We start from the raw sequence: 23,579 nt of genomic DNA, 5'->3' as shown, positions 1-23,579 counted from the left end.
CGCCGCCGGCGATCAATCGGCGGCGCCGCGGCGGCTGCCGCCGGCGCTGCGGTCGGCGGTGGCGCCGCCGCCGCATTCATGGCCGGACGGCCCGAGCCTGCGTCCCCGGCCCCCGCGGCCACCGACACCGTCGACCTGACCGCCAGCGTCCCGTTCTACGACCAGGCGCATCAAGCCGGCATCCGGACGCCGCCGCAACGGCATTCGGTGTTCATGACCTTCAACCTGAACGCGGGCGCCACCCGGCAGGATCTGCAGGTGCTGCTGGCCCGGTGGAGCGCGGCGATCGCCCAGCTCACCCAGGGCAAGGCGATCGGCACCATCCAGCCCGAACGTCCGGACGCCGTCGCGACCGACACCGGAGAAGCCCACGGCCTGGCGCCGGCGTCCTTGACCGTCACCGTGGGGCTCGGGCCGGGCGTCTTCGACGAGCGATTCGACCTGGCGGACAAGCGTCCGGCCATGCTCAAAGACCTGCCGCGGATTCCTGGGGACACCCTGCAGCCGGCACTGACCGGCGGCGATCTGTCCTTGCAGGCGTGCGCGGACGACCCTCAGGTCGCTTATCACGCGATCCGCAACCTGGCCCGGATGGTGACCACCACCGCGCACACGCATTGGGTGGTGATGGGTTTCGGACGGGCCAGCGCCGGCCCTGGCCAGCAGACCCCCCGCAACCTGATGGGCTTCAAGGACGGCACCCGCAATGTGGCCTCGGACGCCGACTACGAGAACTTCGTCTGGCTGAAGGACGCCTCCTGGATGACCGGCGGCACTTACCAGGTCGTCCGGAAGATCGCGATGACCATCGAGACCTGGGACTTCGACCGGATCTCGGATCAGCAGCAGATCTTCGGCCGCACCAAGGACGAGGGCGCTCCGCTGACCGGCCAACGCGAATTCGACACCCCTAACTTCACCGCGCAGGTCGAGGGCGCATACGTGATCGACCAGACCTCGCACATCGCCCTGGCCGCCCCCGAGAACAACCGCGGGGTGAAGATCCTGCGGCGTGGCTACAACTACACCGACGGGCTGAACAGCCAGGGCCTATTGGACGCCGGGCTGCTGTTCATCAGCTACCAGAACGACCCCCAGCACTTCGTCGACCTGCAGAACAAGCTCGGACGCTTCGACCTCCTGAACGAGTACATCCGGCACATCGGTTCGGCCGTGTTCGCGATCCCGCCCGGACCGGCGACCGGCAGTTACATCGGCAAGGCCCTGTTCGACTGATCGTGTTCGACTGCCCAACGAGGGATCGGCGTCGTCGGCGGCTGGACCGCAGATTTCGGGCGTGCGCGCGACCGATACACTCAGTGCGGCCGCCGGCGCTCTCGCCGGCCCATCTTGGGGCGGTAGCTCAGCAGGTCAGAGCAGGGGACTCATAATCCCTGGGTCGCGGGTTCGAGCCCCGCCCGCCCCACCCAATGTGTCTTACGGGAACATGCGATATCAGTAGATTGAGTGTTCCCGTTCGGCTTCCTTGGGGACTGTCCCGGGAACGCTTGCATGGACTAGAGCGTGGCGATCCAGTTGCGCAGCAGCCGTGCACCCGCCTGGCCGGACTTCTCCGGATGAAACTGGGTGCTGGACAGTGACCCGTACTCGACGGCCGCGATGAACCGGTCCCCGTCATGCTCGGCCCAGGTCAACTTCGCGTTCCCCGGCAGATCGGCTCCAGACCGGACGCCATAGGAGTGCACGAAGTAGAACCGCTCCCCCGCCAGTCCGGCAAACAGCACCGAATCGGACGGCGCCTCGACCGTGTTCCAGCCCATATGCGGTAGCCGGGCGCTGGTCAGCCGCTCCACCACGCCCGGCAGGACACCGACGCCGGCGGCGTCCAGACCATGTTCGACGCCATGGCCGAACAGCACCTGGTGGCCGACGCAGATGCCCAATGTCGGATGCCCTTCGCCCAGCCGCTGCCGGATGATCGCCGGCCCACCAACCGCGGCCAGCCCGTCCATGCAGGCCGCGAAGGCGCCGACTCCGGGCACCACCAGGCCGTCCGCCGCCAGCGCCGCCTCGGCGTCTGCGGTGAGCACGACCTCGGCGCCGGCTGCGCGCAGCGCGCGGGTCGCCGAGTGCAGGTTGCCAGAGCCGTAGTCGAGGACGACCACCCGCGGGTCGGTCATAGCGAGCCCTTGGTGGACGGGATCGCGTCCGCTACCCGCGGGTCGATCGCGACCGCGATCCGCAGCGCCCGTGCGACCGCCTTGAACTGGGCCTCGACGATGTGGTGCGGGTCGCGTCCGGCGAGCAGCCGCAAGTGCAGACAGATGCCGGCGTTGATCGCGAACGACTCCATCACGTGGTAGGTCATCGACCCCGCGTAGGGGACGCCGGAGCCGCCGATCAGCGCGTAGATCTGGCCGTCGGGTTCGCCCGAGCAGACCGCGTAGGGACGTCCGGCGACGTCCACCACCGCGTGCGCGAGGGCTTCGTCCAGCGGCACGGTGGCATCGCCGAAACGAACGATGCCGCGCTTGTCGCCGAGCGCCTGCTTCACCGCCGCGCCGAGCGCGATCGCGGTGTCCTCGACGCTGTGGTGGCCGTCGATGTGCAGGTCGCCGGTGGTACTGACCTCCAGGTCGATCAGCGAGTGCTTGGACAGCGCGGTCAGCATGTGGTCGTAGAAGCCGACGCCGGTGCTGATCGTGGACGTGCCGGTGCCGTCCAGGTTCACCGCTACCCGGACACTCGACTCACTGGTGCTGCGCTCCACCGTCGCAGTGCGTGCCGTCATCGGATCTCCTCCAGTACCTCGGCCAGGGCCGTGTAGAACGTCTCAGTCTCGTCCGGGGTTCCGGCCGAAACCCGTAGCCAGCCCTTGGGTCCGGTCTCCCGGACAAGGACCCCACGGTCGAGCAGCCGCTGCCAGACGTCGTGCCGGTCGGCGAAGGCGCCGAACAGGCAGAAGTTGGCGTCCGAGTCGATCACTTCGACGCCGAGTTCCGGCAGCCGAACGAGCATCTCGTCGCGCGTCCGACGCAGCTGGTCGACCTGGCCGAGCAGGAAGTCGGCGTGCCGCAGCGCGGTCTCGGCGACGATCTGGGTCTGTGCCGACAGGTGGTAGGGCAGCCGGACGATGCGGCAGGCGTCGACGATCGCCGGGGCTGCGGCGAAGTAGCCGATCCGGCCTCCGGCTAGGGCGAACGCCTTGCTCATGGTGCGGCTGACGATCAGGTTGCCGTGCCGCGGCAGCAGGGTGAGCGCGGTAGCCTCGGGATGCCGGGAGAACTCCTGATAGGCCTCGTCCACCACGACGATCGCGTCGGTGCCGGCCAGAACCGCCTCGATCGCGTCCAACGACATGGGGGTGCCGGTCGGGTTGTTCGGCGTGGTGATGATCACCACGTCGGCGTCGTGCTCGGCGATCGCGGACAGCACCAGTTCGGCGTCCAGGGTGTAGTCCTCGTAGCGCGGCACCGTGACATAGCGGGTATGGGTGTTGCGGGCATACTCGGGGTACATCGAGTAGGTCGGCGTGAAGCTGAGCACCGTGCGTCCGGGACCGCCGAAGGCACCCAGCACGTGGGTCATCACCTCGTTGGAGCCGTTCGCGGCCCAGATGTTCTCGGTGGTCAGCCCGTGTCCCAGGTACGCCGCCAATGCGGTGCGCAACCCGGTGGCCTCACGGTCCGGGTAGCGGTTCATTCCGGTGGCTCCGGCGGTGATCGCGGCGGCCATGTCGGCGGCGATCTCGGCGCTGGGCGGGAACGGGTTCTCGTTGACGTTGAGGCACACCGGCACGTCCAACTGGGGCGCGCCGTAGGGCTCTTCGCCGACCAGTTCGGGACGCAGCGGCAGGTCGGCCAGCGTCGGATTGGGTTTCATCGATCCGCCTTCTCTGTGGTGAATCTGCTTGTCATCGGAATATTGAGGGTTGGAGCATGGTCTGTGTCCAGGTGGTCATCGTCACTGCGCCGGACGGCGAACGGTGACCGCGGCGCCGTGGGCCGGTAGGTTCTCGGCGGCGGCGAAGGTCTCCACCACGCTCGCCAACGCGAGCAGCGCTTCCCGCGAGTAGTCAATGACGTGCACGTGCTTGAGGAAGCTGTTCACGTTCAGACCGGACGAGTGGCAGGCGCAGCCGGCGGTAGGCAGCACATGGGTGCTGCCGGCGCTGTAGTCGCCGAGCGAGACCGGCGACCACGGCCCGACGAAGATCGCCCCGGCGTTGCGGACGCGTCCGGCGATCGTCCGGGCGTCCCGAGTATGGATCTCGAGGTGCTCTGCACCATAGGCGTTGACCACCTCCAGTCCCTGTTCGATGTCGTCGACCAACACGATCGCCGACTGTTGCCCGGCGAGCGCGGTGCGGATCCGATCGCTGTGCCGGGTCGCGGCAACCTGGGGCTCGAGTTCGGCGCGGACGGCGTCCGCCAGTCCGACGGAACCTGTGACCAGCACGGCTCCGGCCAGCGGGTCGTGCTCGGCCTGCGAGATCAGGTCGGCGGCCACGAACCGCGCGTCGGCGCTGTCGTCGGCCAGGATCGCGATCTCGGTCGGGCCGGCCTCGGAGTCGATGCCGACCTTGCCGCGCAGCAGCCGCTTGGCGGCCACCACGTAGATGTTGCCCGGACCGGTGACCAGCTGGACCGGTTCGCACAGCCCGGCGACCCCGTGGGCGAACATGGCGATCGCCTGCGCGCCGCCGACTGCGTACACCTCGTCCACGCCGAGCAGCGCGCATACCGCCAGGATCGTCGGGTGCGGCAGGCCGCCGAAGTCGGCCTGCGGCGGGGACGCCACCGCGATCGACAGCACCCCGGCCACCTGAGCGGGCACCACGTTCATCAGCACCGAAGACGCCAGCGGCGCCAGCCCGCCCGGCACATACAGACCGACCCGGTCGACCGGGACGGCACGGGACTCGACCACCGCACCCGGGGCCGGTTCGGCGCGCAAGGTGGCGGCGCGGGCTTCGACCTCGGCGACGGTGCGCCGGCGCCGGATCGACTCGGTCAGGGCTTTGCGCAGTTCGGGGGTCAGCCCGGCCTCGGCGTCCGCGATGGCCTTGGCAGGCACCCGCAGGTCGGCCGGCTCGCAGCCGTCGAAGCGAGTGGAGAACTCGCGTAGGGCGTCCGCTCCCCGTTGCGCCACCGCGTCGCAGATCGGCCGCACCACCTCGACCGCATGCTCGACGTCCATCGGAGCCCGAGGAACGACGGTGCGGTAGTCGACAGCCTGCCCACGCAGGTCAAGGGTGCGGATCACTCCACGATTCTAAGGCTGATGGCCCGGCTGCTCCCGCGGTGTGCGGCGTCCGGACGCCTCGTGAGATTACGTCCGATCTTGGGCACGGCCACGCGTAACGAGCCGGAACGCCCTTCAACTCGGACGTAATCTCACGAGCCACCACCGTTGGTCGAGCCGCCGATACCGTCAGGGCGTCCGCGGCGAACTCGCCGACGATCGCGCGAACTGTTGCGGATGGGTGACGTTCCAGGTGTGCCCGGCGTCCGGCACGATTCCGTAGCCGGGAGCCGCGGACGCCCTGCGCCAGCTGGCACGCGGCCGGCAGGTTCGCGCGGTCCCGCGACCCGCACAGCACCACGGTCGGGAGGGCGATCTCACCGAGCCGGCCGCGGACGTCGGTGCCCGCCGCGGCCGACAGCAGCCGCAGCAGGGTCGCCTTGTCGATGCCGTCACCAGCGACCAGACGCCCGTGCAGTGCTCTCGGCACGGCGCTCTGCACCGCCATCAGCACCGGGCTCGACGGACCTGTCCTGCCGAGACGATCAGCGAGCGGAGCCGTCCGGGGAAGTCGAGGGCGCATTGGACAGCAGCCGCCGCTGCCCGGCGAGTCAGCTGTGCGAGGGTGGTGGCATGACTTATGAGAAGCCCGAAGTCGACTTCCCCGGGGACGCCCCCGACGACCTGACCATCACCGACATCACCGTCGGCGACGGTCCCGAGGCCACCGCCGGCAACACCGTGGTGGTGCATTACGTCGGGGTCGCCCACTCCAGCGGCGAGGAGTTCGACGCGTCCTACAACCGCCGCGAGCCGCTCAGCTTCCGGCTCGGCGTCGGCCAGGTCATCGCAGGCTGGGACCGCGGCGTCCAGGGCATGAAGGTCGGCGGACGCCGTCAGCTGGTGATCCCGCCGCACCTCGGCTACGGGAGCCGTGGCGCCGCCGGCGTCATCGCCCCGGGCGAGACCCTGATCTTCGTGGTGGACCTGCTCGCCGTCCGCTGAACCAACGGGGACGGTTCTCGCTTCGAACCATCGGGGACGGTTCTCGCTGGTCGAGTTTCGCTCATCGGGGACGGTTCTCGGTGGTCGAAAATCAACCGACGAGAACCGTCCCCGACAATCGAATTTCAACCGTCGAGAACCGTCCCCGGTCGGTTGGCGAGCTCCTGGAGCAGCCGCCAGCCGGCCAGCACGTCGTCCCGGGTGGTGTTCCTGGAACCGATCGAGAACCGCAGTGCGACCCGGTCACCGAGCACGGTGCGGGTGAACATCGCGGTGCCGGAGGCATTGGCCCGCTCGATCAGGTCGGTGGTGGCCTGGTCACCGGCCCGCAGCGCCAGGCAGAGCAGGTTGAGCGGGTGCGGGGCGAGGATCACGAACCGGTCGTCGGCGGCCACCCGATCGGCCAGTTCGGACGTCCAGGCGAGCTGGTCGCGGATCATCTGTTGCACCGGGGCGACGCCCTCGAGGCGCAGCGTGAACCAGAGCTTGAGCGCCCGGAACCGGCGTCCCAGCGGCACCTGCCAGTCGCGGTAGTCGATCACCGCGCCGGTCTCGGCGGCCGCCGTCCGCAGATATTCCGGCAAGATGCTCAGCGCACCCAGCAGGCTGGCCCGGTCGGCGGTGTAGAAGAGATTGCAGTCGAAGGTGACGCCCATCCACTTATGCGGATTGGTGCCGTAACTGTCGGCCAATTCGAGCCCGTCGTTCAGCCATCGCAGCTCCGGGCAGAGGGTGGCGATACCGGCCATCGCGGCGTCCACGTGCAGCCACAATCCCCCGCGCCGGGCGATCTCGCCGACGGCACGCATCGGGTCGATCGCCAGCGAGTTCGTCGTGCCGATCGTGGCACAGACCCAGAACGGCACCAGCCCGGCGGCCCGGTCGGCGGTGATCGCCTCGGCCAGGGCGTCCGGACGCATCGCGAAGTTCTCGTCGTGCGCCACCACGCGCAGGTGGTCGGTGCCGATCCCGGCGATTCGCAGCCCCTTCTCGATCGACGAATGCGCTTGTGAGGTGGCATAGGCGACCAGCTTGGTGGTGTCGGAGTCGGTATTCACCGCGCCCTTGGTGGCCCGGTACCTAGCCGCCACGACCGAGGTCAGCGTGGCCTCGCTGGCCGAGCCCTGGATGACGCCGCCACCGTGGGCGCTGGTGCTGCGGAAGGCGTCCGGGAGCCCGAGCAGGTCGACCATCCAGTCCATCATCCGGGTCTCGACCTCGGTGACCGCCGGACTGCTGGCCCAACTCATCCCCTGCACCCCCAACCCCGCAGAGACCAGTTCGGCCAGGATCGCCGGGTAGCCGGTGTTGGCCGGGAACCAGGCGAAGAAACCGGGATGCTGCCAGTTGGTCAAACCCGGCACGACCACGCGATCGAGATCGGCGAGCAGGGCATCGAAACCGTCCGGGTCGCCGGGATGCTCGGGCAGTTTCGCCGCGACCTCGCCGGGGGCGACCTGCGCCTGAACCGGCAGCGTGCCGACGCTGGCGTGATAGTCGATGATCCAGTCGATCAAGCGGTGGCCGTGGGCCCGGAACTCCTCTGCATCCACGGCTCCAACCTATCGGCGCCCTACGGCACGACAAGGCGCAATGTCCGGATCAGCACTACGGTAGCCCCGTGGCCGGGAAGAACGTGGGCGGGACGCCCGCTACCGACGCGCTTTCCGCGGCGGGCATCGCCTTCACTCTGCATGCTTACACCCACCACGAGGACAGCCGGGATTTCGGCGCCGAGGCGGCACGCGAGCTGGGCGTCGACGAGTTGCGGATCTTCAAGACGCTGGTCGTCGACGTCGGCATCGGACGCCCGCCGCTGGCGGTCGGCATCGTCCCGGTCGCCGGGCAGCTCGACCTGAAAGCCTTCGCGGCGGCGGTCGGCGCCAAGAAGGCAACGATGGCGAAGCCGGCCGAGGCGTCCCGGAGCTCGGGATATGTGGTCGGCGGCATCTCGCCGATCGCTCAGAAGACCCCGCTGCCCACCGTCGTGGACGAGACCGCTCAGCTGTTCGACACCATCTTCCTGTCGGCCGGCAAGCGCGGCCTGCAGGTCGAGTTGGCACCTGAGGATCTGCTCGCCATCACCGGCGCCACCTGGGGCGACATCGCCCGCTGAGCGGCACCAACGGACGACTCGCCTCGTACGGCAGCATCGACATCGCGCCGGCACGGCCACCCATCATGCCGACGAACGTGCACTCGTCCTGGCGAACGCGCACGACCGTCCCCCGCTGACGTGCACGATCGTCCGCGAACATGCACGTCATCCCATGTGTACGTACGTCATCCCGGCGAACGCCGGGATCTCATCCAGAATCGAGCGTCATTCGCCGAGATCCGGAGCAAGTCCGGAATGACGGACACCCGGGATGACGAGGTCTCGGGCAGGCTCGACCCAGGAACGCCGCCGTCACCGCCGCAGGTAGCGGACCAGCCGGTCGATTCCTTCGGTGAGTTCCTCGGACATGCCGCAGAACGACAGCCGCATGAAGCGGTGTCCGTCGACCGGGTCGAAGTCGATGCCAGGCGCCAGCGCCACACCGGTGGCGGCCAGGACGTCCGCACACCAGGTCTGCGAATCGTCGGTGAGGTGCCCGATATCGCACCAGGCGTAGAAGGCGCCATCGGGCGGCGCGAAGGCGGTGATACCCAGCTCGGGCAGCCGCTCCAGCAGGATGTCCCGGTTGGCGGCATAGCGGCGGACGTGGGCGCCCAGTTCGGCGCGGGCGTCCGGACCGAACGCGGCGAGGCCGGCGGCCTGGGAGATGGCCGGGGCGCAGATGGCGAGGTTGCCCTGGAGCAATTCGACCGGACGCCGCAGCGCCTCGGGCAGCAACAGCCAGCCGATCCGCCAGCCCGTCATCGACTGGTACTTGCTCAGCGAGCCGACCACGACGGCGTCGCGGCTGTACTCCCAGGCCGAGTGCGTCGGGCGTCCGAAGCTGATCCCATGATAGATCTCGTCGCTGATCAGCAGGACGTCGTTGGCAGCGCACCACCGGCTGAGCGCCGCCAGTTCGTCCGCATCGATGATGGTGCCGGTGGGGTTGGCGGGGCTGGCCAGCACCAGGCCGACCGGCTTCTCCGGCAGCCCCGCCAGCAGCTCAGCAGTCGGCTGATAGCGGGTTTGGGGGCCGCAAGAAAGCTCCAGCAGCCGGCATCCGGCGGCCAGCACGTCATTGCGATACGCCGGATAGCCCGGACGGGTGACCGCCACCAGATCGCCCGGATCGAAAGCCGCGAGCAGGGTCAGCAGGAAGCCGGCGGACGACCCGGTGGTGACGACGACGGCGTCCAGATCGATGTCGGTGCCGTACTGCGCGCGGTAGTGGGCGGCGATTGCTCGCCGGAAGCCGAGGGTACCGACCGCCTCGGTGTAGCCCAGGGTGTCGGCCCGCAACGCTCGCTCGGCGGCCGCCAGCACCGGCGCGGGTGCCGAAGTCGCCGGCTGTCCGACGCACAGCAGCACCACATCGTCATGGCTCAGCCGCCTGGCCGCGACAGCCTTCAGCACCTCCATCACATGGAAGGGCTCGATCCCTCCCCGCACCGACGCCCGCGGACTCATGGCCGATGCAGAACGCGACGGAACCAGGCGATCGTGGCCGCGATGATCGCCCCCAGTCCGACTCCGGTGGCGGCGCCCATCACCCAGCCGGTGCCCATCCCGACCCGAATCGCCCGCTCGGCGACCGACCGCGGCACACTCGGCAGCGGATCCACCAGCTCGGCCGGCGGATCGGCCACATCGTGGGCCAGCGGAGAGCGGTAGACCGGCGACGGATCGTAGGAGGCCATCCACGCCGCGATCAGCAGAATCAGGGTGGCGAACAGGTTGAGGAACAGCATCGCGATGATGATCGGGCCGAAGACATTGGCGGCGGCATTGCCCGAGAACAGGCCAGAGACCGTGGTGGCGGTGACCTGCAGGACAGCCAGACCGAGCGACCCGATCAGGGCCCCGGTCAGCCAGATCTTTCGCGGGATCGGCTGCTGGTAGGACACCCAGTAGAGGAACGCGAAGAGCGCGGTGCCGACCGCGATGTTGACCAGGATCGGCACCAGGCGCAACAGCAGGGTGGTCACGATGCTGGCCGGCAGATGCAGCCATTCGATGATGCTGCCGGTGAGGACGGTGGCAACCGTGGACAGCGCGAACATGGCCAGGATCGTCACCAGCAACGTCAGCAGGATGGCGATGTTCTTCAGCGTCTCGACGACGATGTTCGCCTTCTGCTCGGCGACGTCCAGGGTCGGACGCAGCTGGGCCCGGATGGCGCTCTTCAGGTTCGCCACCCAGTTCGCCCCCGACCAGGCGAACACCGCGACGGCGACGATGGTCAGGGTCGCCCAGTTGCGCAGCGCGTTCTCCATGATGGAGATCACCTGCTCGCCCAGCGGAGCGTTCTTGAACTCCTGTTTGACCAGGTCGCGGACTGCATCCAGCAGGTCGGGACGCAGCACGGTCAGCACCATGCCGAGCACAGAGAATCCGAACATCAGCACCGGCACGATCGACAAGACGGAGAAGTAGGTGATCGCACCCGCGAACTGGTTCCCCAGCCGTGCGGTGAACCGTTCCTGCGTTCGCCACAGATGGGCGATCGCGGGCTTCTCCTTCAGCTTCTCGAGCCACTCCGGCATGGGCCGTCCTCTCGTCGAGCGGATGCGTTCAGCCTAGCCGCGGGCCAACCGGAGAGCCCACACCGTTATGGGCGGGTCCTCCCGCGAATCGAGCCACGTCATCCCGGCGAATTGGGCCCACGTCATCCCGGCGCACGCCGGGATGACGTGATCAAGTCCGGGACGACTGACCCGAGCGCCGACCTGTGCCGTGGTCGGGGCCCGGCTACTCGCCGTAGCTGCTGACCGGCGGGCAGGAGCAGACCAGGTTGCGGTCGCCGAAGACGCCGTCGATCCGGGCGCTGGCCGGCCAGTACTTGTCGGTCGCCCCCGTACCGATGCTGCCCAGCCGCAGCCCGCCCGGGTAGGCGGCCAGGGTGCGCGAGTACGGATGCGTCCACTCGTCGGCGATCACCCTTGCTTGGGTGTGCGGCGCGTTGTGCAGCGGGTTGTCGTCGGCTGGCCACTCCCCCGCCGCCACGGCGTCCGCCTCGGCCTGGATCGCGATCATCGCGTCACAGAACCGGTCCAGTTCGGCCTTCGACTCGGACTCGGTCGGTTCGATCATCAGCGTGCCGGCCACCGGGAAACTCATCGTCGGTGCGTGGAACCCGTAGTCGATCAGCCGCTTGGCGACGTCGTCCACGGTCACCCCGGTGGCCTTGGTGAGCGGACGCAGGTCGACGATGCACTCGTGCGCGACCAGGCCGTCCGTTCCGGTGTAGAGGATCGGGTAATGCCCGCCGATCCGCTTCGCGATGTAGTTGGCGGCCAGCACCGCCGACTGCCCCGACTCGCGCAGGCCGTCCGCGCCGAGCATCGCGATGAACGCGTAGCTGATCGGCAGGACGCCGGCCGAGCCGAACGGCGCCGCACTGACCGGGCCGTAGGACGTGGCCGGGCCGGCCTCCTCCAGCAGCGGATGGGACGGCAGATAGGGGGCCAGATGTGCCCGGACGGCGACCGGTCCGACGCCGGGACCACCGCCGCCGTGCGGGATGGCGAAGGTCTTGTGCAGGTTGAGGTGGCTGACGTCGGAGCCGAATTTCCCCGGCCGGGCCAGTCCGAGCAGAGCGTTCAGGTTGGCGCCGTCCACGTAGACCTGGCCGCCGGCGTCGTGCACCAGCGCGCACAGTTCGCCGATGGTGTCCTCGTAGACGCCGTGGGTGGAAGGGTAGGTGACCATGATCGCCGCCAGCGTGTCGGCGTTGGCCGCCACCTTGGCGCGCAGGTCGGCCAGGTCGACCGAGCCGTCGCCCGCGGTCTTCACCACCACCACCTTCATCCCCGCCATCACCGCGGACGCCGCATTGGTGCCGTGCGCGGACGCCGGAATCAGACACACGGTGCGCTGCTCGTCACCGTTGGCCAGATGGTAGGAGCGGATCGCCATCAGTCCGGCGAACTCGCCCTGACTACCGGCGTTGGGCTGCACCGAGACCCGGTCGTAGCCGGTGATCTCGGCCAGCGCATCGCACAGCGTGTCGATCATGGCCAGATAGCCCTGGGCATCGGACGCCGGCGCGAACGGGTGCAGGTTCGCGAACCCGGGCAGGCCGATCGCCTCCATCGACGTGGTCGGGTTCAGCTTCATGGTGCAGGAACCGAGCGGGATCATGCCCCGGTCGAGGGCGAAGTCGCGGTCGGCCAGGGTGCGCAGGTAGCGCAGCATCTCGGTCTCGCTGTGCCGGCTGTTGAACACCGGATGGCTCAGGTAGTCGACGGCGCGGTGATGGCCGGCCAGGTCGCCGAGCCGGCTCTCCCCTGGCCCGGCTGCACCGAATGCGTCGGCGACCGCGGCGAGATCGGACTCGGTGGCGTCCTCGCCGATGCTGATGCCCACCCGGTCGGCATCGACCAAGCGCAGGTGCACGCCGCCGTCCGCGGCTGCGGCGACGACCTGCTCGGCCCGGCCCGGCACCCGCACGGTGATCGTCTCGAAGAACGACGTGGCGCTCAGCTCGCCGACCTCCGACAGCGCGGCGGCCAGGCGTCGCGCCTTGTCATGGATGCCTTCGGCGATCGCCCGCAGGCCGTGCGGGCCGTGGTACACCGCGTACATGGACGCCGCGACGGCCAGCAGCACCTGCGCGGTGCAGATGTTGGACGTGGCTCGGTCGCGCCGAATGTGCTGCTCGCGGGTCTGCAGCGCGAGCCGCAACGCTGGGGTGCCGTCGGCATCCCTGGACAGGCCCACCAAGCGTCCGGGCAGTTGCCGCTCCAGGCCCTCCCGGACAGCCATGTAGGCCGCGTGCGGCCCGCCGTAGAACAACGGGACGCCGAACCGCTGGGTGCTGCCGACGGCGATGTCGGCACCCCATTCGGCGGGAGAGGTGACCAGGGTGAGCGCCAGCAGATCGGCAGCGGCGATCACCGAGGCGTTGTTGTCGTGCGCGGAGGCCGCGATCGCCCGCAGCTCGTCGGCGCTGCGCAGTCCGCCGTCCGCACCGGGCACCTGGACGACGATCGCGAACGCCTCGTGGGTCTGCAGCGCCTCGACCAGATCGCCGTCGACGACCACCACGTCGACGCCGGTGGCCAGGGCACGGGTCCGGACGACGGCGAGCGTCTGCGGCAGCACCTGGGCATCCACCAGGAACACCGAGCCCTTGCGGGTCACCCGCCGGGCCAGCGCCATCGCCTCGGCGAGGGCGGTGCCCTCGTCCAGCAGGCTGGCGCCGGCGGTGGGCAGCCCGGTCAGGTCGGTGATCATGGTCTGGAAGTTGAGCAGCGCCTCGAGGCGCCCCTGGCTGATCTCAGGCTGGTACGGCGTGTACGCGGTGTACCAGGCGGGGTTCTCGAGCACGTTGCGGCGGATCACCGGCGGCGTGATGGTGCCGTGGTAGCCGAGCCCGATCATCGCTCGGCGCGGACGGTTGGCGGCGGCGAACCCGGCCAGTTCGGTGGCCGCAGCCGCCTCGTCCAGGGCTGCCGGGAGGTTCAGCGGGCCGTGCAGCGCGATCCCAGACGGCACGGCCGCCGCGGTCAACTCGTCCAGCGACCGATAGCCGACGACCTCCAGCAGTTTCGCCCGATCCTCCCCGACAGCCCCGATGTGACGAGTGGTGAAGGCAACCATCCACGCTCTCCTGTTGTCCGCTCCGACGTCCGACGCCGCCAGGGATCCAAACTATCCCAAGCCGTCATCGCGCCGCCCACCGACATCCGCCCGTCCCCACTGTCATCAGGCGCGATCGCGAATCGTAACGAAGGGGGGCGGCGGAGGGGTCAGGGAGTGCGGAGGGTTGGGAAGGGTCAGCCGGCGACGCGGGCGCGGCGACGGCGGGACAGCTCATCGGTGGGAGCCGCAGCCGCCTCCTCGTCCTGGGCGCGTTCGCTGGGCAGCGTCGACAGACTGCCTTCGATGTCGCGCCAGACGCCTCCCAAAGCGATGCCGAACATGCCCTGGCCACCACGCAACAGGTCGATCACCTCGTCGTCGGAGGTGCATTCGTAAACCGAGACGCCGTCGCTCATCAGGGTCACCTCGGTGAGGTCCTGGACGCCGCGGGCGCGCAGATGGTCGATCGCGGTGCGGATCTGCTGTAGCGAGATGCCGGCATCGATCAGCCGCTTGATCACCTTGAGCAACAGGATGTCGCGGAAGCCGTACAGCCGCTGGGTGCCCGATCCGCTGGCGTCGCGGACCTGCGGCACCACCAGCCCGGTGCGGGCCCAGTAGTCGAGCTGGCGGTAGGTGATCTCAGCCGCCCGGCAGGCCACCGGCCCACGGAAGCCAACGTCCTCGGGAAGCGGCGCGAAGTCACCGTCGAAGAGCAGATCCTGCGCATCCACGGGATGCTCCGCCGCCTCGTCCAGACCGTTCACTTCATCCGCCTTCACTGCTTGTCGGTGCCCTCCCTGGTTCCCGGTCGGGCTGTCGTCCGCTACGACGCTAAATCCGCATCGGCTGGACGGTCAACGACACGCCGCCAATCACCGGTCCCTGCTGCCAACCCTCCACCTAAACCTCAGGGTTGTGAATGGCTCCCCCGCCTGCCGCCGGGCGCCTACTCGAAATCGTCGGGATTGACCGAGTCGAGGAACTGCCGAAACTGTTCCACCTGGTCTTCACTTGGGGGTTCGTCCTCGGTGGGCTCGGGGACGACGCCGACGGCGTCCAGCACCCCCTCGGCGATCTTGATCGGCACCCCGGCCCGCAACGCGACCGCGATCGCGTCGGAGGGCCGAGCATTGACCGGACGCCCGTCGACGATCAGCTCGGCATAGAACACGCCCTCCTGATGCCCGACGATGTGCGCCACCGACACCTCGCCGCCGAAGCTCTCGATCAGCGCCAGGATCAGTTCGTGGCTGGACGGATGATCGGGGTCGGGCTCCTGCAGCGCCCCCAGAATTCCGGACGCCGCGGCGGCCGTCATCCAGATCGCCACCTGTCGCTTCCCATCCACCTCTTTCAGGATCAGCATCGGCGACGCAGCCTCGGCGTCGAGCCGGACCTCCACGACACTCAATTCGCGCATCGCTTCACCTACTGGGGCATCGTCGATCGCATGATCGCCGCGTGGGCATGCATCACCAACTGCATGACCTCCTTGGACAACTGCTGAGAAGTCTGGCTACGGCGCAGATGCGGCGTGATGGCCTGTTCGATCAGGCCGACTTCGCGTTCGGCCGCCTGCTTGACCACCCGCAGGTGGCGGGCGTCCATTCCGTACGCAGCCAGTTTCCGCGCAGCCACGGCGATGGTCAGGGCGTCCCGGCCGTAGTAGACCGTGCCGCGCCGCGGGTTCACCAGCGCGTGCCGCTCCAACTCGGCCAGGTTCGCCTCGGACAATCCGCTCAGTTCGAGCAGTTCGCGCCGGGTGATCCGGATTGGACGCTTGGTGTTGCGCTGCTGCCCGTTGCCGGCCAGTTGCGCAGCCGGCACCGTGGCCGCGGCACCGCCGGTGAGCGGCTCGAGCCGAGGCGGATCTTCGCCTCGGTCGATCGCCTCCAGGTGCTCACGGATCACCTTCAGCGGCAGATAGTGCGACTTCTGCACGGTGAGGATGTACCGCAACCGGGCGATGTCGGATTCGGCGTAGCGCCGGTAGCCGGACGGAGCCCGTTCGGGTGCGATCAGGCCCTCGCTCTCCAGGAAACGGATCTTGGAGATGGAGATGTCCGGGAAGTCCTCTTTGAGTACCGCGAGAACCTGACCGATGCTGCGTAGTCCGTAAGCCATACGGGTCAGCCGGGGTGGGTGAAGAAGAGCATCCGGAATTTGCCGATCTGGACCTCGTCGCCGCGCCGCAGCGCCGTCGGCGCGTCGATCAACGCCTTGTTCACATAGGTGCCGTTGAGGCTGTTCTCGTCCTCGACCCAGACGTGGCCGTCGCGGCGGACCAGCCGGGCATGGTTGCGGGACACCGTGATGTCGTCGAGGAAGATGTCGCAGCGCGGATGGCGTCCGGCCGTCGTGACGTCGGAGTTGATAAGGAACCGGGCACCGGCGGCAGGACCTTGACGGACGATCAGCAGCGCCGAGTCGGCCGGCAGCATCGAGATCGCGCGGAGGTCGTCCGGGCTGAGGTCCTCGCCGATCGGTTCGTCGGGGACGGCGGCGTCGATCACCGGGCCGACCCGCGTGGTGTCACCGCTGCCGACGCCATGCGCCAGCGAGGCCCCGCAATTGGCGCAGAAATTGCTGGTGTCCGGGTTGTCGTGTCCACAAGCGGGGCACTTGATCATCGTCCAGACCTTTCTGCGCGAACGCGGGGTGGCTAGGTAAAAGGAGTGCAACCTCAGGCTAAACCAGAGGTTGACGGTTCGCTACTCTTCCGTCAAGTCGGCGTAGGCGTCCGAGTCGAGGGCGTCGTCCAACTCGGACGGGTCGCTCACCTCGATCTCGAACATCCAACCGTCGCCGTACGGGTCGGAGTTGATCACCTCTGGGGTGGTGTTCAGGAGTTCGTTGACCGAGGTGATGACACCCGAGGCCGGGGAGAACACGTCCGAGACGCTCTTGGTGGATTCCACCTCGACACAGGCGTCGTCCTTGGCGACCTCTTCGCCGACCTGCGGCAGAGACACGTACACCACGTCCCCCAGCGCGTCGGCGGCGAAGGAGGTGATGCCGACCCGAACGGTGGAGCCGTTGCCGGTCCGCACCCATTCGTGCTTATCGGTGTACTTCAGATCCTCGGGATACACAGCGGACTCCTTGGCCGGGGCGGACGGGGCGGATGCGAGGCATCCTGCGCACACACTACCCAGTTCCCGGCATCGTGTGCCGGGTGCCGACAGGAAGCGAACGCAGTCGGCGAACCTGCTCAGGCAGGCTTCGCGAACCGGTTGGCCGGCGGTGTCACCACGGCGGTGATGGTCAGCACATTCTCGGTGGAGATGTCGACCGTGCCGCCGATCCGGGAGCCCTCGACCTCGCTGACCACGCCGCCGCTGAACTGGGCGGCCTCGGTGAGCGCGTGCGGGTCGCCGATCACCTCCATGGTGATCGGCCGGGTGATCGGTTCGCCGTTCACCTGCAGCGAACCGTCGGCGCCGGACCCGAACCAGGTGGACGCCACCACCCGGATCGTGCCGTTGATCGCGATCACCTCGGCGCCGGCGTCCCGCATCTCTTCGACGGTGTTCAGCAGCAGTTCGGCGGTGACCTTCTGCTGCGGGTCGGCGATGGTGATCCGGACGCCGGGGCCCTCGGCGGGCGCGGTGCCGCCCAGAATGGCGAGGACGTCGAGCCTGCGCTGGGCCTCTTCGCGGGCGACCTGTTCGGAGTCGACGCCGCTCTGCAGCTGACGTTGGGTGGCCTCCAGGTTGGCGATCTCTGCCTCAAGACGCCGGCTCTGCGCGGTCAGGTCGTCCAGGAGTTGGACGAGGTCCGCCCGGCGCAGCGTCGAATAGTCGGTCTCCGAGTTCTGGCTGCGCACCTGCATGGCCACGGCCAGCCCGCAGATCAGCAGGATCGCGGCGAAGATCACCTGCGCCCGGCCCGGCTTGAGGAAATCCCCCAGCAGTTCACGCCAGCCGACCGGATCTTGCGCGACCCGGCGCGCGACTCCGGCCGCAGACCGGGCAGGCACAGGCCCGGCGGCCCGCAGCGCCGGCGAGTCGGCGTCCGGCTCAGGCATGGAACAGGGCCCTTCTGATCGCCGCGGCGTTGGTGAAGATGCGGATGCCGAGCACCACCACCACCGCGGTGGACAGCTGCGCACCCACGCCGATCTGGTCTCCCACCCAGACGATGAGCGCCGCGATCAGCACATTCGAGGTGAACGAGACGACGAACACCTTGTCGTCGAAGATGCGTTCCAGGTAGGCGCGGAACCCGCCGAACAGGGCGTCCAACGCGGCCACGATCGCGATCGGCAAATAGGGCTGCAGGCCGGCCGGCAGGGTCGGCTCCAAGAGGATGCCCAAGGCGATCCCGAGGATCAGGCCGACGATCGCGAACATGGCGTCACCCCCTCACGGCATCCGTTCGGCACTGCGGACTCCCAGACCGGGGTCGGCGTTGAGCCGCAGACTACCCGCCGAGATCAGGTCGTACCGAATGCCGAAGTTCTGTTTCAGGTAGGCCCACCAGGCGCCGCCCTGTGTGCTCGGGAAGGCACGCAGCAGGGCCCCCGGATCGCCGATCGCCTCGATGCGGTATGGCCTGGCGAGCGACCGGTAGTCGACGGTGATGGCGTCCCCGGCACCCCGGATGGCGGTCCGCGCCGACAGCCGGTGACCATTGACCGCGATCGCCTCGGCACCGGATCGCCACAGCCCGTTGACCGCCTGCCGAATGTCGACGTCCACCACTTTGCTGCCCCGGCTGCCCGAATCGTCAGCGTCGTCGGCAGTCAGCACGACCCCCGGTCCGGTCACCGCCTGCATGCCGGTGGTCGGCGCCAACAGATCGAGCTGCCGCTGCACCTCCGCCGCGGCCGGGTCTTTGGCCAGCGCATCCTTGGACAGCGCCTGATTCTGCCGCTGGAGCTCAGCGACCTTGGCGCGCTGGGCGTCGTTTGCCGCGGCGGCGTCCATCACCCGCTGCACCAGCTGGTCGCGTTCGGTCTGTTCGGCCGGTGCGGCACGCAGCCCGTCGGCGATCGACGTCCCGATCATCAGCCCGATCACGGCGGCCACCAGACCCATCAGCCACCAGCGCCGCCGACGGGGAGACGCGGCGCGGTAGCCAGGGTCCAGCGCATCGCGGTAGAGATCGGTGAGCAGGTCCATACTGGCGTCCACTCGCCGCGGACGCCGCACGCTGCCTTCGACGGGACGGTTCATCCTGCGCCGGTCACTGCGGCCGTCGTCGAGGGCCGGTCACCCTTGCCGACCGGCGGGAACCGGCGCAGCACATCCAGGGTCTGGCCCAGGTACATCAACCCGGCGCACCAGTAGAGCGCGGCGCCCCACAGGGCGAACGCCCACCCGATCACCCGGAACGCCATCGCCCACGGTTCGACGCCGGCACCCAGCAACACCATCGGGAAGGCGTACAGCAGCGAGAAGGTGGCCGTCTTGCCCAGGAAATGCACGGGCAGGCTGATGAAACCGCGGCGGCGCAGCAACGGCAACACCACGGCGGCCATCACCGCGTCACGGGCAAGCAGCACGGCGACCATCCACCACGGGATGATCTCGCGAATGGCCAGACCGATCAGCGTCGCCAGAATGTAGAGCCGGTCGGCCAGCGGATCGAGCACCTGGCCGAGCTTCGACCGCTGGTTCCACTTGCGGGCGATGTAGCCGTCGACCCAATCGGTGGCACCCAGGAAGGCCAGCGCGGCCACGGCCAGCAGATCGTATTCGCGCACCAGCAGCAGCCACAGGAAGAAGGGCACGCCGAGCAGCCGGACGAAGCTCAGCACGTTGGGCAGGGTGAGGATTCGTTCGGTGTCGTAGGGCTCGCCGGATGACACGTCCCCAGACTAGTGGGGTCGCCGACACTCCTTCGCGCCCATCGTCGGGACGGTTCTCTTGGTCACCGGGGACGGTTCCTTCGGTCAGCGGGGACGGTTCTTTCGTGCCACCGCTGGGGACGGTTCCTTTTCGGACCACCGCCGATTGAGCTTGTCGAGATCCGGTAGAGCGTTTTCGACGTTCAGCCGGCGGTGGTCGTCCAGGCGTCCGCCAACAGCGAGCGGGTATCCGCGAGCAACTGGGGGACTGCCTTGGTTTGCGCGACGATCGGCAGGAAGTTGGCGTCGCCGAGCCAGCGTGGCACGACGTGCTGATGCAGGTGGGCGGCGATGCCGGCACCGGCTACTTGGCCTTGGTTGATGCCGATGTTGAATCCGGCCGGACGGCTGACCTCGCGGATCACGGTCATCGCCCGCCGGGTCAGCGCGGCGATCTCGGCGACCTCCTCAGGGGTTGCGTCGGTGTAGTCGGAGACATGCCGGTAGGGGCAGATCAGCAGGTGGCCGGGCGAGTACGGGTACAGGTTCAGCACCACATAGGCGACGGCACCGCGGTGCACGATCAGGCCGTCGTCGTCACCGCGTCCGGGCGCCCGGCAGAACGGGCACTGCTTCTCGGTGCTGTCCGTCGGCTTGTTCTCGCCACCGATGTAGACCATCCGGTGCGGCGTCCAGAGCCGCTGGAAGGCGTCCGGCGCCCCAGGACGCTCATCGGGAGATTCCACGACGAGCTCCTCCGGGCCGGACGCCATGACGCTCAGCCTTCGGCGGTCGGGTCGGCGTTGGCGCGGCCGGCGACGTAGTCGACGACGGTCTGCACCGCCTCGTCGATCGGGACGCCGTTGCGCTGCGAGCCGTCCCGGAAGCGGAACGACACCGCACCGGCGTCGCGGTCGGCCTCACCGGCGATCAGCACGAACGGCGCCTTCGACTTGGACGCGTTGCGGATCTTCTTGCCGAACCGGTCGTCGGAGGCGTCCAGCTCGACCCTGATGCCACGGGCGGCCAGCTGGTCGAGGACGCCGGACAGATACCCGTTGAACTCCTCGGCGACCGGCAGGCCGATCACCTGGACGGGTGCCAGCCAGGCCGGGAACGCACCGGCGTAGTGCTCCAGCAGCACGCCGAAGAACCGCTCGATCGAGCCGAACAGAGCACGGTGGATCATCACCGGACGCTGCCGGCTGCCGTCGGAGGCGGTGTACTCCAACTCGAACAACTCGGGCTCGAAGAAGTCCAGCTGAATCGTGGACAGCTGCCAGGTCCGGCCGATGGCGTCCTTGGCCTGCACCGAGATCTTCGGGCCGTAGAACGCCGCGCCGCCCGGATCGGGCACCAGGTCCAGACCGGACGCCTCAGCCACCTCGGCCAGCACCCGTGTGGCGTCCTCCCAGGTCTGCTCGTCGCCGACCGACTTCTCCGGATTCCGCGTGGACAGCTCCAGGTAGAAGTCATCCAACCCGTAGTCACGCAGCAGGTCGAGGACGAAGGTCAGCAGCCGGGCCAGTTCGTCCTTCATCTGGTCGCGGGTGCAGTAGATGTGCGCGTCGTCCTGGGTGAAGCCGCGGGCCCTGGTCAGGCCGTGCACCACGCCGGACTTCTCGTAGCGGTACACGTGCCCGAACTCGAACAGCCGCAACGGCAGCTCCCGGTACGACCGGCCCCGGCTGGCGAAGACCAGGTTGTGCATCGGGCAGTTCATCGGCTTCAGGTAGTAGTCGGCGCCCTGCCGGGTGACGTGGCCGTGCTCGTCGCGCTCTTCGTCGACCCGCATCGGGGGGTACATGCCGTCGGCGTACCACTCCAGGTGCTTGGAGGTCTCGAACAGGTGCCCCTTGGTGATGTGCGGGGTGTTCACGAACGAGTAGCCGGCCTCGACGTGCCGGCGCCGGGAGTAGTCCTCCATCTCCATCCGGATCATCGCGCCCTTGGGGTGGAACACCGGCAGGCCCGAACCGATCTCGTCGGGGAAGCTGAACAGGTCGAGTTCGGCGCCCAGCTTGCGGTGGTCGCGCTTGGCCGCCTCCTCGAGCCGGAATTTGTACGCCTTCAGGTCGTCGCGGGTCGGCCACGAGGTGCCGTAGACCCGCTGCAGCTGGGCGTTGCGCTGATCGCCGCGCCAGTAGGCGGCGGACGTCCGCATCAGCGCGTAGGCGTTCAGGTAACCGGTGTGCGGGACGTGCGGACCACGGCAGAGGTCCTTCCAGGCCACCGATCCGTCGCGCCGGACGTTGTCGTAGATGGTCAGCTCGCCGCCGCCCACCTCGACCGAAGCGCCCTCGGTCTCGCTGGCGTTGCCCTTGATGCCGATCAGCTCCAGCTTGTACGGCTCGGACGCCAGTTCGGCGCGCGCCTCGTCCTCGCTGACCACGCGGCGGACGAACTTCTGCCGCTCACGGACGATCTGGCTCATCTGCTTCTCGATGGCAGCCACGTCCTCGGGCGTGAACGGACGCTCGGTGTCGAAGTCGTAGTAGTAGCCGTCAGCGATGAACGGCCCGATGCCCAGCTTGGTCGCCGGGTAGAGCGCCTGGACGGCCTGCGCGGTGACGTGACCGGTGGAGTGCCGCAGGATGTTGAGGCCGTCCGGGGAGTCGATGGCGACACCCTCGACCTCGTCGCCGTCGGCCAACCCACGAGCGAGGTCACGCAGTTCGCCGTTGACTCGCATGGCGACGATGGTTCGGTCGGTGCCGAACAGGTCCAGTCCGGTAGTCGTGGTCTCCACCGTCCGCACCTCGCGAGAGTCGTTGCGGATCACGGAAACGGAGGCAGACACGGTGGTTGGTCCTTTCGGGATGAGTGCCGCGGAGACGTCCGCAGCGCTGACCCATTCTGCCGTATTCCGGCCGCCGCCCCCGCCTGCGAACCCGGACATCGTCGTCCGCCCGGCTCAGAGCCGGTTCGCGGCGGAGGTCGGCGCCACGGCTGGCATCGCGCTCGCCCCCCATGGCAACGCGACACCTCGTACAAAGCGACACCTGTACAACTGGTGCCGGGTTCCGCTCCCCCGTCCGGAACCCGGCACCAGCCACAGTCAGGAAGGCGATGGCTCCGTGCGGAGCGCCCTTCTCCCGTCGCTGCACCACGTGCACCCGATCGCTGCCCCCCGACGCGTCAGGCTCCTGTGGTATCCCCCAAAGTTGACTCTAGGAATCCCACTGGTTGTCAGCCAGCCGAAAATGTCCCCCCTGCGGGTGACTTTGCGGCCGTCCAGCGCTGGTGCTGCCTCCCCGTGCCGTGAATCGCTACTGGCCCGTTCCCCCGTCCTGGAACTGGTGGACCTCGACGCGCTCGCTCGTGCGATCGGGGCTGCCTTCGTCGGCCTGGATCTGTATGGGGGCGTGGATCCGGCCGGCGCGGAGAAGGCGTTGGACAGCATGGCCGCACTCGGCGTCCTGATTGATGTGCTCGACGGTCTCAGCGCTGTCGAGCGGACGCTGCTGCGGAAGCGGATCAGGGGCCTGCAGGCCGGCGCCTGAGCTGCTCGGGCACGACCGTCGCGGCCCCACGCTTGGCCCTATGAACACACGAGAGCCCGGCGTCCCTTTGCGGGAGACCGGGCTCTGGCTAGGTATTTCGATGGTGGGCGGTACCAGACTTGAACTGATGACCTCTTCCGTGTCAGGGAAGCGCGCTACCAACTGCGCCAACCGCCCGAGGTGGAGACGGGATTTGAACCCGTGTACACGGATTTGCAGTCCGTTGCCTCGCCTCTCGGCCACTCCACCGGTGAGAACCGGTCTCGCCGTGGCAGGTACGAGACCAACTCCGAGCGGACGACGGGATTCGAACCCGCGACCCTCACCTTGGCAAGGTGATGCTCTACCAACTGAGCCACGTCCGCGCGCCTCCGGACCTCGTGGGCTC

24 protein-coding genes and 4 tRNA genes are annotated in these 23,579 nt (G+C 68.6%); 5 read left to right on the top strand and 23 right to left on the bottom strand.

Going from position 1 to position 23,579, the window contains the following annotated elements:
- A partial coding sequence (efeB, locus tag QM619_RS17180; protein ID WP_415111615.1) for an iron uptake transporter deferrochelatase/peroxidase subunit occupies window positions 1-1,236 on the top strand: 1,236 nt, incomplete at its 5' end.
- 116 nt (window positions 1,237-1,352) lie between these two features.
- Window positions 1,353-1,426: transfer RNA gene (locus QM619_RS17175), tRNA-Ile, on the top strand.
- Between the two features lie 91 nt (window positions 1,427-1,517).
- Here QM619_RS17175 and hisH read toward each other — a convergent pair.
- The 5 genes from hisH to QM619_RS17150 all read right to left on the bottom strand — a co-directional run bounded on the left by hisH (window position 1,518) and on the right by QM619_RS17150 (window position 5,713).
- A complete protein-coding gene (gene hisH, locus QM619_RS17170) occupies window positions 1,518-2,141 on the bottom strand; it encodes an imidazole glycerol phosphate synthase subunit HisH (RefSeq protein WP_415111613.1) in 624 nt (207 codons plus the stop codon).
- Entirely contained in the window at window positions 2,138-2,752 is a 615-nt protein-coding gene (gene hisB / locus QM619_RS17165) for an imidazoleglycerol-phosphate dehydratase HisB (protein WP_415111611.1), read from the bottom strand. The genes hisH and hisB overlap by 4 nt, the downstream gene beginning before the upstream one ends.
- Window positions 2,749-3,843: a histidinol-phosphate transaminase gene (locus QM619_RS17160; protein ID WP_415111609.1), complete on the bottom strand. Its 1,095-nt coding sequence runs from the start codon at window positions 3,841-3,843 to the stop codon at window positions 2,749-2,751. The genes hisB and QM619_RS17160 overlap by 4 nt, the downstream gene beginning before the upstream one ends.
- Window positions 3,844-3,924: 81 nt before the next feature.
- Window positions 3,925-5,226: a histidinol dehydrogenase gene (gene hisD, locus QM619_RS17155; RefSeq protein ID WP_415111607.1), complete on the bottom strand. Its 1,302-nt coding sequence runs from the start codon at window positions 5,224-5,226 to the stop codon at window positions 3,925-3,927.
- A complete protein-coding gene (locus QM619_RS17150) occupies window positions 5,210-5,713 on the bottom strand; it encodes an alpha/beta fold hydrolase (RefSeq protein ID WP_415111605.1) in 504 nt (167 codons plus the stop codon). The genes hisD and QM619_RS17150 overlap by 17 nt, the downstream gene beginning before the upstream one ends.
- Window positions 5,714-5,838: 125 nt before the next feature.
- Here QM619_RS17150 and QM619_RS17145 point away from each other — a divergent pair, with 125 nt between their 5' ends.
- Window positions 5,839-6,210, top strand: coding sequence for an FKBP-type peptidyl-prolyl cis-trans isomerase (locus QM619_RS17145; RefSeq protein WP_415111603.1), 372 nt, complete (start codon window positions 5,839-5,841; stop codon window positions 6,208-6,210).
- A 125-nt stretch (window positions 6,211-6,335) separates the two neighbouring features.
- On the opposite strand, the gene QM619_RS17140 is transcribed toward QM619_RS17145, so the two are convergent.
- Window positions 6,336-7,763: a pyridoxal-dependent decarboxylase gene (locus QM619_RS17140; protein WP_415111601.1), complete on the bottom strand. Its 1,428-nt coding sequence runs from the start codon at window positions 7,761-7,763 to the stop codon at window positions 6,336-6,338.
- Window positions 7,764-7,831: 68 nt separating this feature from the next.
- On the opposite strand from QM619_RS17140, the gene ybaK reads away from it, so the two are divergent.
- Window positions 7,832-8,326, top strand: a complete 495-nt coding sequence (ybaK, locus tag QM619_RS17135; protein ID WP_415111600.1) for a Cys-tRNA(Pro) deacylase — start codon at window positions 7,832-7,834, stop codon at window positions 8,324-8,326.
- Window positions 8,327-8,620: 294 nt separating this feature from the next.
- On the opposite strand, the gene QM619_RS17130 is transcribed toward ybaK, so the two are convergent.
- The 14 genes from QM619_RS17130 to thrS all read right to left on the bottom strand — a co-directional run bounded on the left by QM619_RS17130 (window position 8,621) and on the right by thrS (window position 22,488).
- Entirely contained in the window at window positions 8,621-9,778 is a 1,158-nt protein-coding gene (locus tag QM619_RS17130) for a pyridoxal phosphate-dependent aminotransferase (protein WP_415111598.1), read from the bottom strand.
- Window positions 9,775-10,854 carry a YhjD/YihY/BrkB family envelope integrity protein gene (locus tag QM619_RS17125; protein ID WP_415111596.1) on the bottom strand — a complete coding sequence of 360 codons (1,080 nt, stop codon included), beginning with the start codon at window positions 10,852-10,854 and terminating at the stop codon, window positions 9,775-9,777. Before QM619_RS17125 ends, QM619_RS17130 begins: the two co-directional genes overlap by 4 nt.
- A gap of 205 nt (window positions 10,855-11,059) precedes the next feature.
- The gene (gene gcvP / locus QM619_RS17120; protein WP_415111594.1) at window positions 11,060-13,912 is read right to left on the bottom strand and encodes an aminomethyl-transferring glycine dehydrogenase; all 2,853 of its coding nucleotides are present in this window, start codon (window positions 13,910-13,912) and stop codon (window positions 11,060-11,062) included.
- 176 nt (window positions 13,913-14,088) lie between these two features.
- Window positions 14,089-14,676 carry a MerR family transcriptional regulator gene (locus tag QM619_RS17115; RefSeq protein ID WP_415111592.1) on the bottom strand — a complete coding sequence of 196 codons (588 nt, stop codon included), beginning with the start codon at window positions 14,674-14,676 and terminating at the stop codon, window positions 14,089-14,091.
- 167 nt (window positions 14,677-14,843) lie between these two features.
- Window positions 14,844-15,317 (bottom strand): bifunctional nuclease family protein, encoded by a 474-nt coding sequence (locus tag QM619_RS17110; protein WP_415111590.1) that lies wholly within the window; start codon window positions 15,315-15,317, stop codon window positions 14,844-14,846.
- Window positions 15,318-15,325: 8 nt separating this feature from the next.
- Entirely contained in the window at window positions 15,326-16,021 is a 696-nt protein-coding gene (locus QM619_RS17105) for a MerR family transcriptional regulator (RefSeq protein WP_415111588.1), read from the bottom strand.
- Between the two features lie 5 nt (window positions 16,022-16,026).
- The gene (locus QM619_RS17100) at window positions 16,027-16,527 is read right to left on the bottom strand and encodes an FHA domain-containing protein (protein ID WP_415111586.1); all 501 of its coding nucleotides are present in this window, start codon (window positions 16,525-16,527) and stop codon (window positions 16,027-16,029) included.
- An 81-nt stretch (window positions 16,528-16,608) separates the two neighbouring features.
- Window positions 16,609-16,989, bottom strand: coding sequence for a glycine cleavage system protein GcvH (gene gcvH, locus QM619_RS17095; protein WP_415111584.1), 381 nt, complete (start codon window positions 16,987-16,989; stop codon window positions 16,609-16,611).
- 119 nt (window positions 16,990-17,108) lie between these two features.
- Entirely contained in the window at window positions 17,109-17,924 is an 816-nt protein-coding gene (locus QM619_RS17090) for a DUF881 domain-containing protein (protein ID WP_415111582.1), read from the bottom strand.
- Window positions 17,917-18,249 (bottom strand): small basic family protein, encoded by a 333-nt coding sequence (locus tag QM619_RS17085; protein WP_415111580.1) that lies wholly within the window; start codon window positions 18,247-18,249, stop codon window positions 17,917-17,919. Before QM619_RS17085 ends, QM619_RS17090 begins: the two co-directional genes overlap by 8 nt.
- A 12-nt stretch (window positions 18,250-18,261) precedes the next feature.
- Window positions 18,262-19,074 carry a DUF881 domain-containing protein gene (locus QM619_RS17080; RefSeq protein WP_415111578.1) on the bottom strand — a complete coding sequence of 271 codons (813 nt, stop codon included), beginning with the start codon at window positions 19,072-19,074 and terminating at the stop codon, window positions 18,262-18,264.
- Window positions 19,071-19,709, bottom strand: a complete 639-nt coding sequence (locus tag QM619_RS17075) for a CDP-alcohol phosphatidyltransferase family protein (RefSeq protein WP_415111576.1) — start codon at window positions 19,707-19,709, stop codon at window positions 19,071-19,073. The genes QM619_RS17080 and QM619_RS17075 overlap by 4 nt, the downstream gene beginning before the upstream one ends.
- Before the next feature lie 182 nt (window positions 19,710-19,891).
- A complete protein-coding gene (locus QM619_RS17070; protein WP_415111574.1) occupies window positions 19,892-20,461 on the bottom strand; it encodes an HIT family protein in 570 nt (189 codons plus the stop codon).
- 5 nt (window positions 20,462-20,466) lie between these two features.
- Entirely contained in the window at window positions 20,467-22,488 is a 2,022-nt protein-coding gene (gene thrS / locus QM619_RS17065) for a threonine--tRNA ligase (RefSeq protein WP_415111572.1), read from the bottom strand.
- 499 nt (window positions 22,489-22,987) lie between these two features.
- Here thrS and QM619_RS17060 point away from each other — a divergent pair, with 499 nt between their 5' ends.
- On the top strand, window positions 22,988-23,191 hold the full coding sequence (locus tag QM619_RS17060; RefSeq protein WP_415111570.1) for a hypothetical protein: 204 nt from the start codon (window positions 22,988-22,990) through the stop codon (window positions 23,189-23,191).
- A gap of 101 nt (window positions 23,192-23,292) precedes the next feature.
- On the opposite strand, the gene QM619_RS17055 is transcribed toward QM619_RS17060, so the two are convergent.
- The 3 genes from QM619_RS17055 to QM619_RS17045 form a co-directional block, all read right to left on the bottom strand.
- Window positions 23,293-23,368: transfer RNA gene (locus QM619_RS17055), tRNA-Val, on the bottom strand.
- 1 nt (window position 23,369) lies between these two features.
- Window positions 23,370-23,440, bottom strand: a tRNA-Cys gene (locus QM619_RS17050).
- Between the two features lie 43 nt (window positions 23,441-23,483).
- Window positions 23,484-23,556, bottom strand: a tRNA-Gly gene (locus tag QM619_RS17045).
- Window positions 23,557-23,579 lie beyond the last annotated feature (23 nt).

This window comes from Micropruina sp. (genome assembly GCF_047606665.1).
Taxonomy (GTDB): Bacteria; Actinomycetota; Actinomycetes; order Propionibacteriales; family Propionibacteriaceae; genus Micropruina.
The sequence above is the reverse complement of the archived record's forward strand: the minus strand, read 5'-3'. Positions and strand labels throughout refer to the sequence as shown.

Excerpts from the sequence above, each read along its gene's own strand:
- hisH (WP_415111613.1), bottom strand. The coding sequence starts at position 2,141 with ATGACCGACCCGCGGGTGGTCGTCCTCGACTACGGCTCTGGCAACCTG.
- hisB (WP_415111611.1), bottom strand. The coding sequence starts at position 2,752 with ATGACGGCACGCACTGCGACGGTGGAGCGCAGCACCAGTGAGTCGAGT.
- QM619_RS17160 (WP_415111609.1), bottom strand. The coding sequence starts at position 3,843 with ATGAAACCCAATCCGACGCTGGCCGACCTGCCGCTGCGTCCCGAACTG.
- QM619_RS17150 (WP_415111605.1), bottom strand. The coding sequence starts at position 5,713 with ATGGCGGTGCAGAGCGCCGTGCCGAGAGCACTGCACGGGCGTCTGGTC.
- QM619_RS17145 (WP_415111603.1), top strand. The coding sequence starts at position 5,839 with ATGACTTATGAGAAGCCCGAAGTCGACTTCCCCGGGGACGCCCCCGAC.
- QM619_RS17130 (WP_415111598.1), bottom strand. The coding sequence starts at position 9,778 with ATGAGTCCGCGGGCGTCGGTGCGGGGAGGGATCGAGCCCTTCCATGTG.
- QM619_RS17125 (WP_415111596.1), bottom strand. The coding sequence starts at position 10,854 with ATGCCGGAGTGGCTCGAGAAGCTGAAGGAGAAGCCCGCGATCGCCCAT.
- gcvP (WP_415111594.1), bottom strand. The coding sequence starts at position 13,912 with ATGGTTGCCTTCACCACTCGTCACATCGGGGCTGTCGGGGAGGATCGG.
- QM619_RS17110 (WP_415111590.1), bottom strand. The coding sequence starts at position 15,317 with ATGCGCGAATTGAGTGTCGTGGAGGTCCGGCTCGACGCCGAGGCTGCG.
- QM619_RS17105 (WP_415111588.1), bottom strand. The coding sequence starts at position 16,021 with ATGGCTTACGGACTACGCAGCATCGGTCAGGTTCTCGCGGTACTCAAA.
- QM619_RS17100 (WP_415111586.1), bottom strand. The coding sequence starts at position 16,527 with ATGATCAAGTGCCCCGCTTGTGGACACGACAACCCGGACACCAGCAAT.
- QM619_RS17090 (WP_415111582.1), bottom strand. The coding sequence starts at position 17,924 with ATGCCTGAGCCGGACGCCGACTCGCCGGCGCTGCGGGCCGCCGGGCCT.
- QM619_RS17085 (WP_415111580.1), bottom strand. The coding sequence starts at position 18,249 with ATGTTCGCGATCGTCGGCCTGATCCTCGGGATCGCCTTGGGCATCCTC.
- QM619_RS17080 (WP_415111578.1), bottom strand. The coding sequence starts at position 19,074 with ATGAACCGTCCCGTCGAAGGCAGCGTGCGGCGTCCGCGGCGAGTGGAC.
- QM619_RS17070 (WP_415111574.1), bottom strand. The coding sequence starts at position 20,461 with ATGGCGTCCGGCCCGGAGGAGCTCGTCGTGGAATCTCCCGATGAGCGT.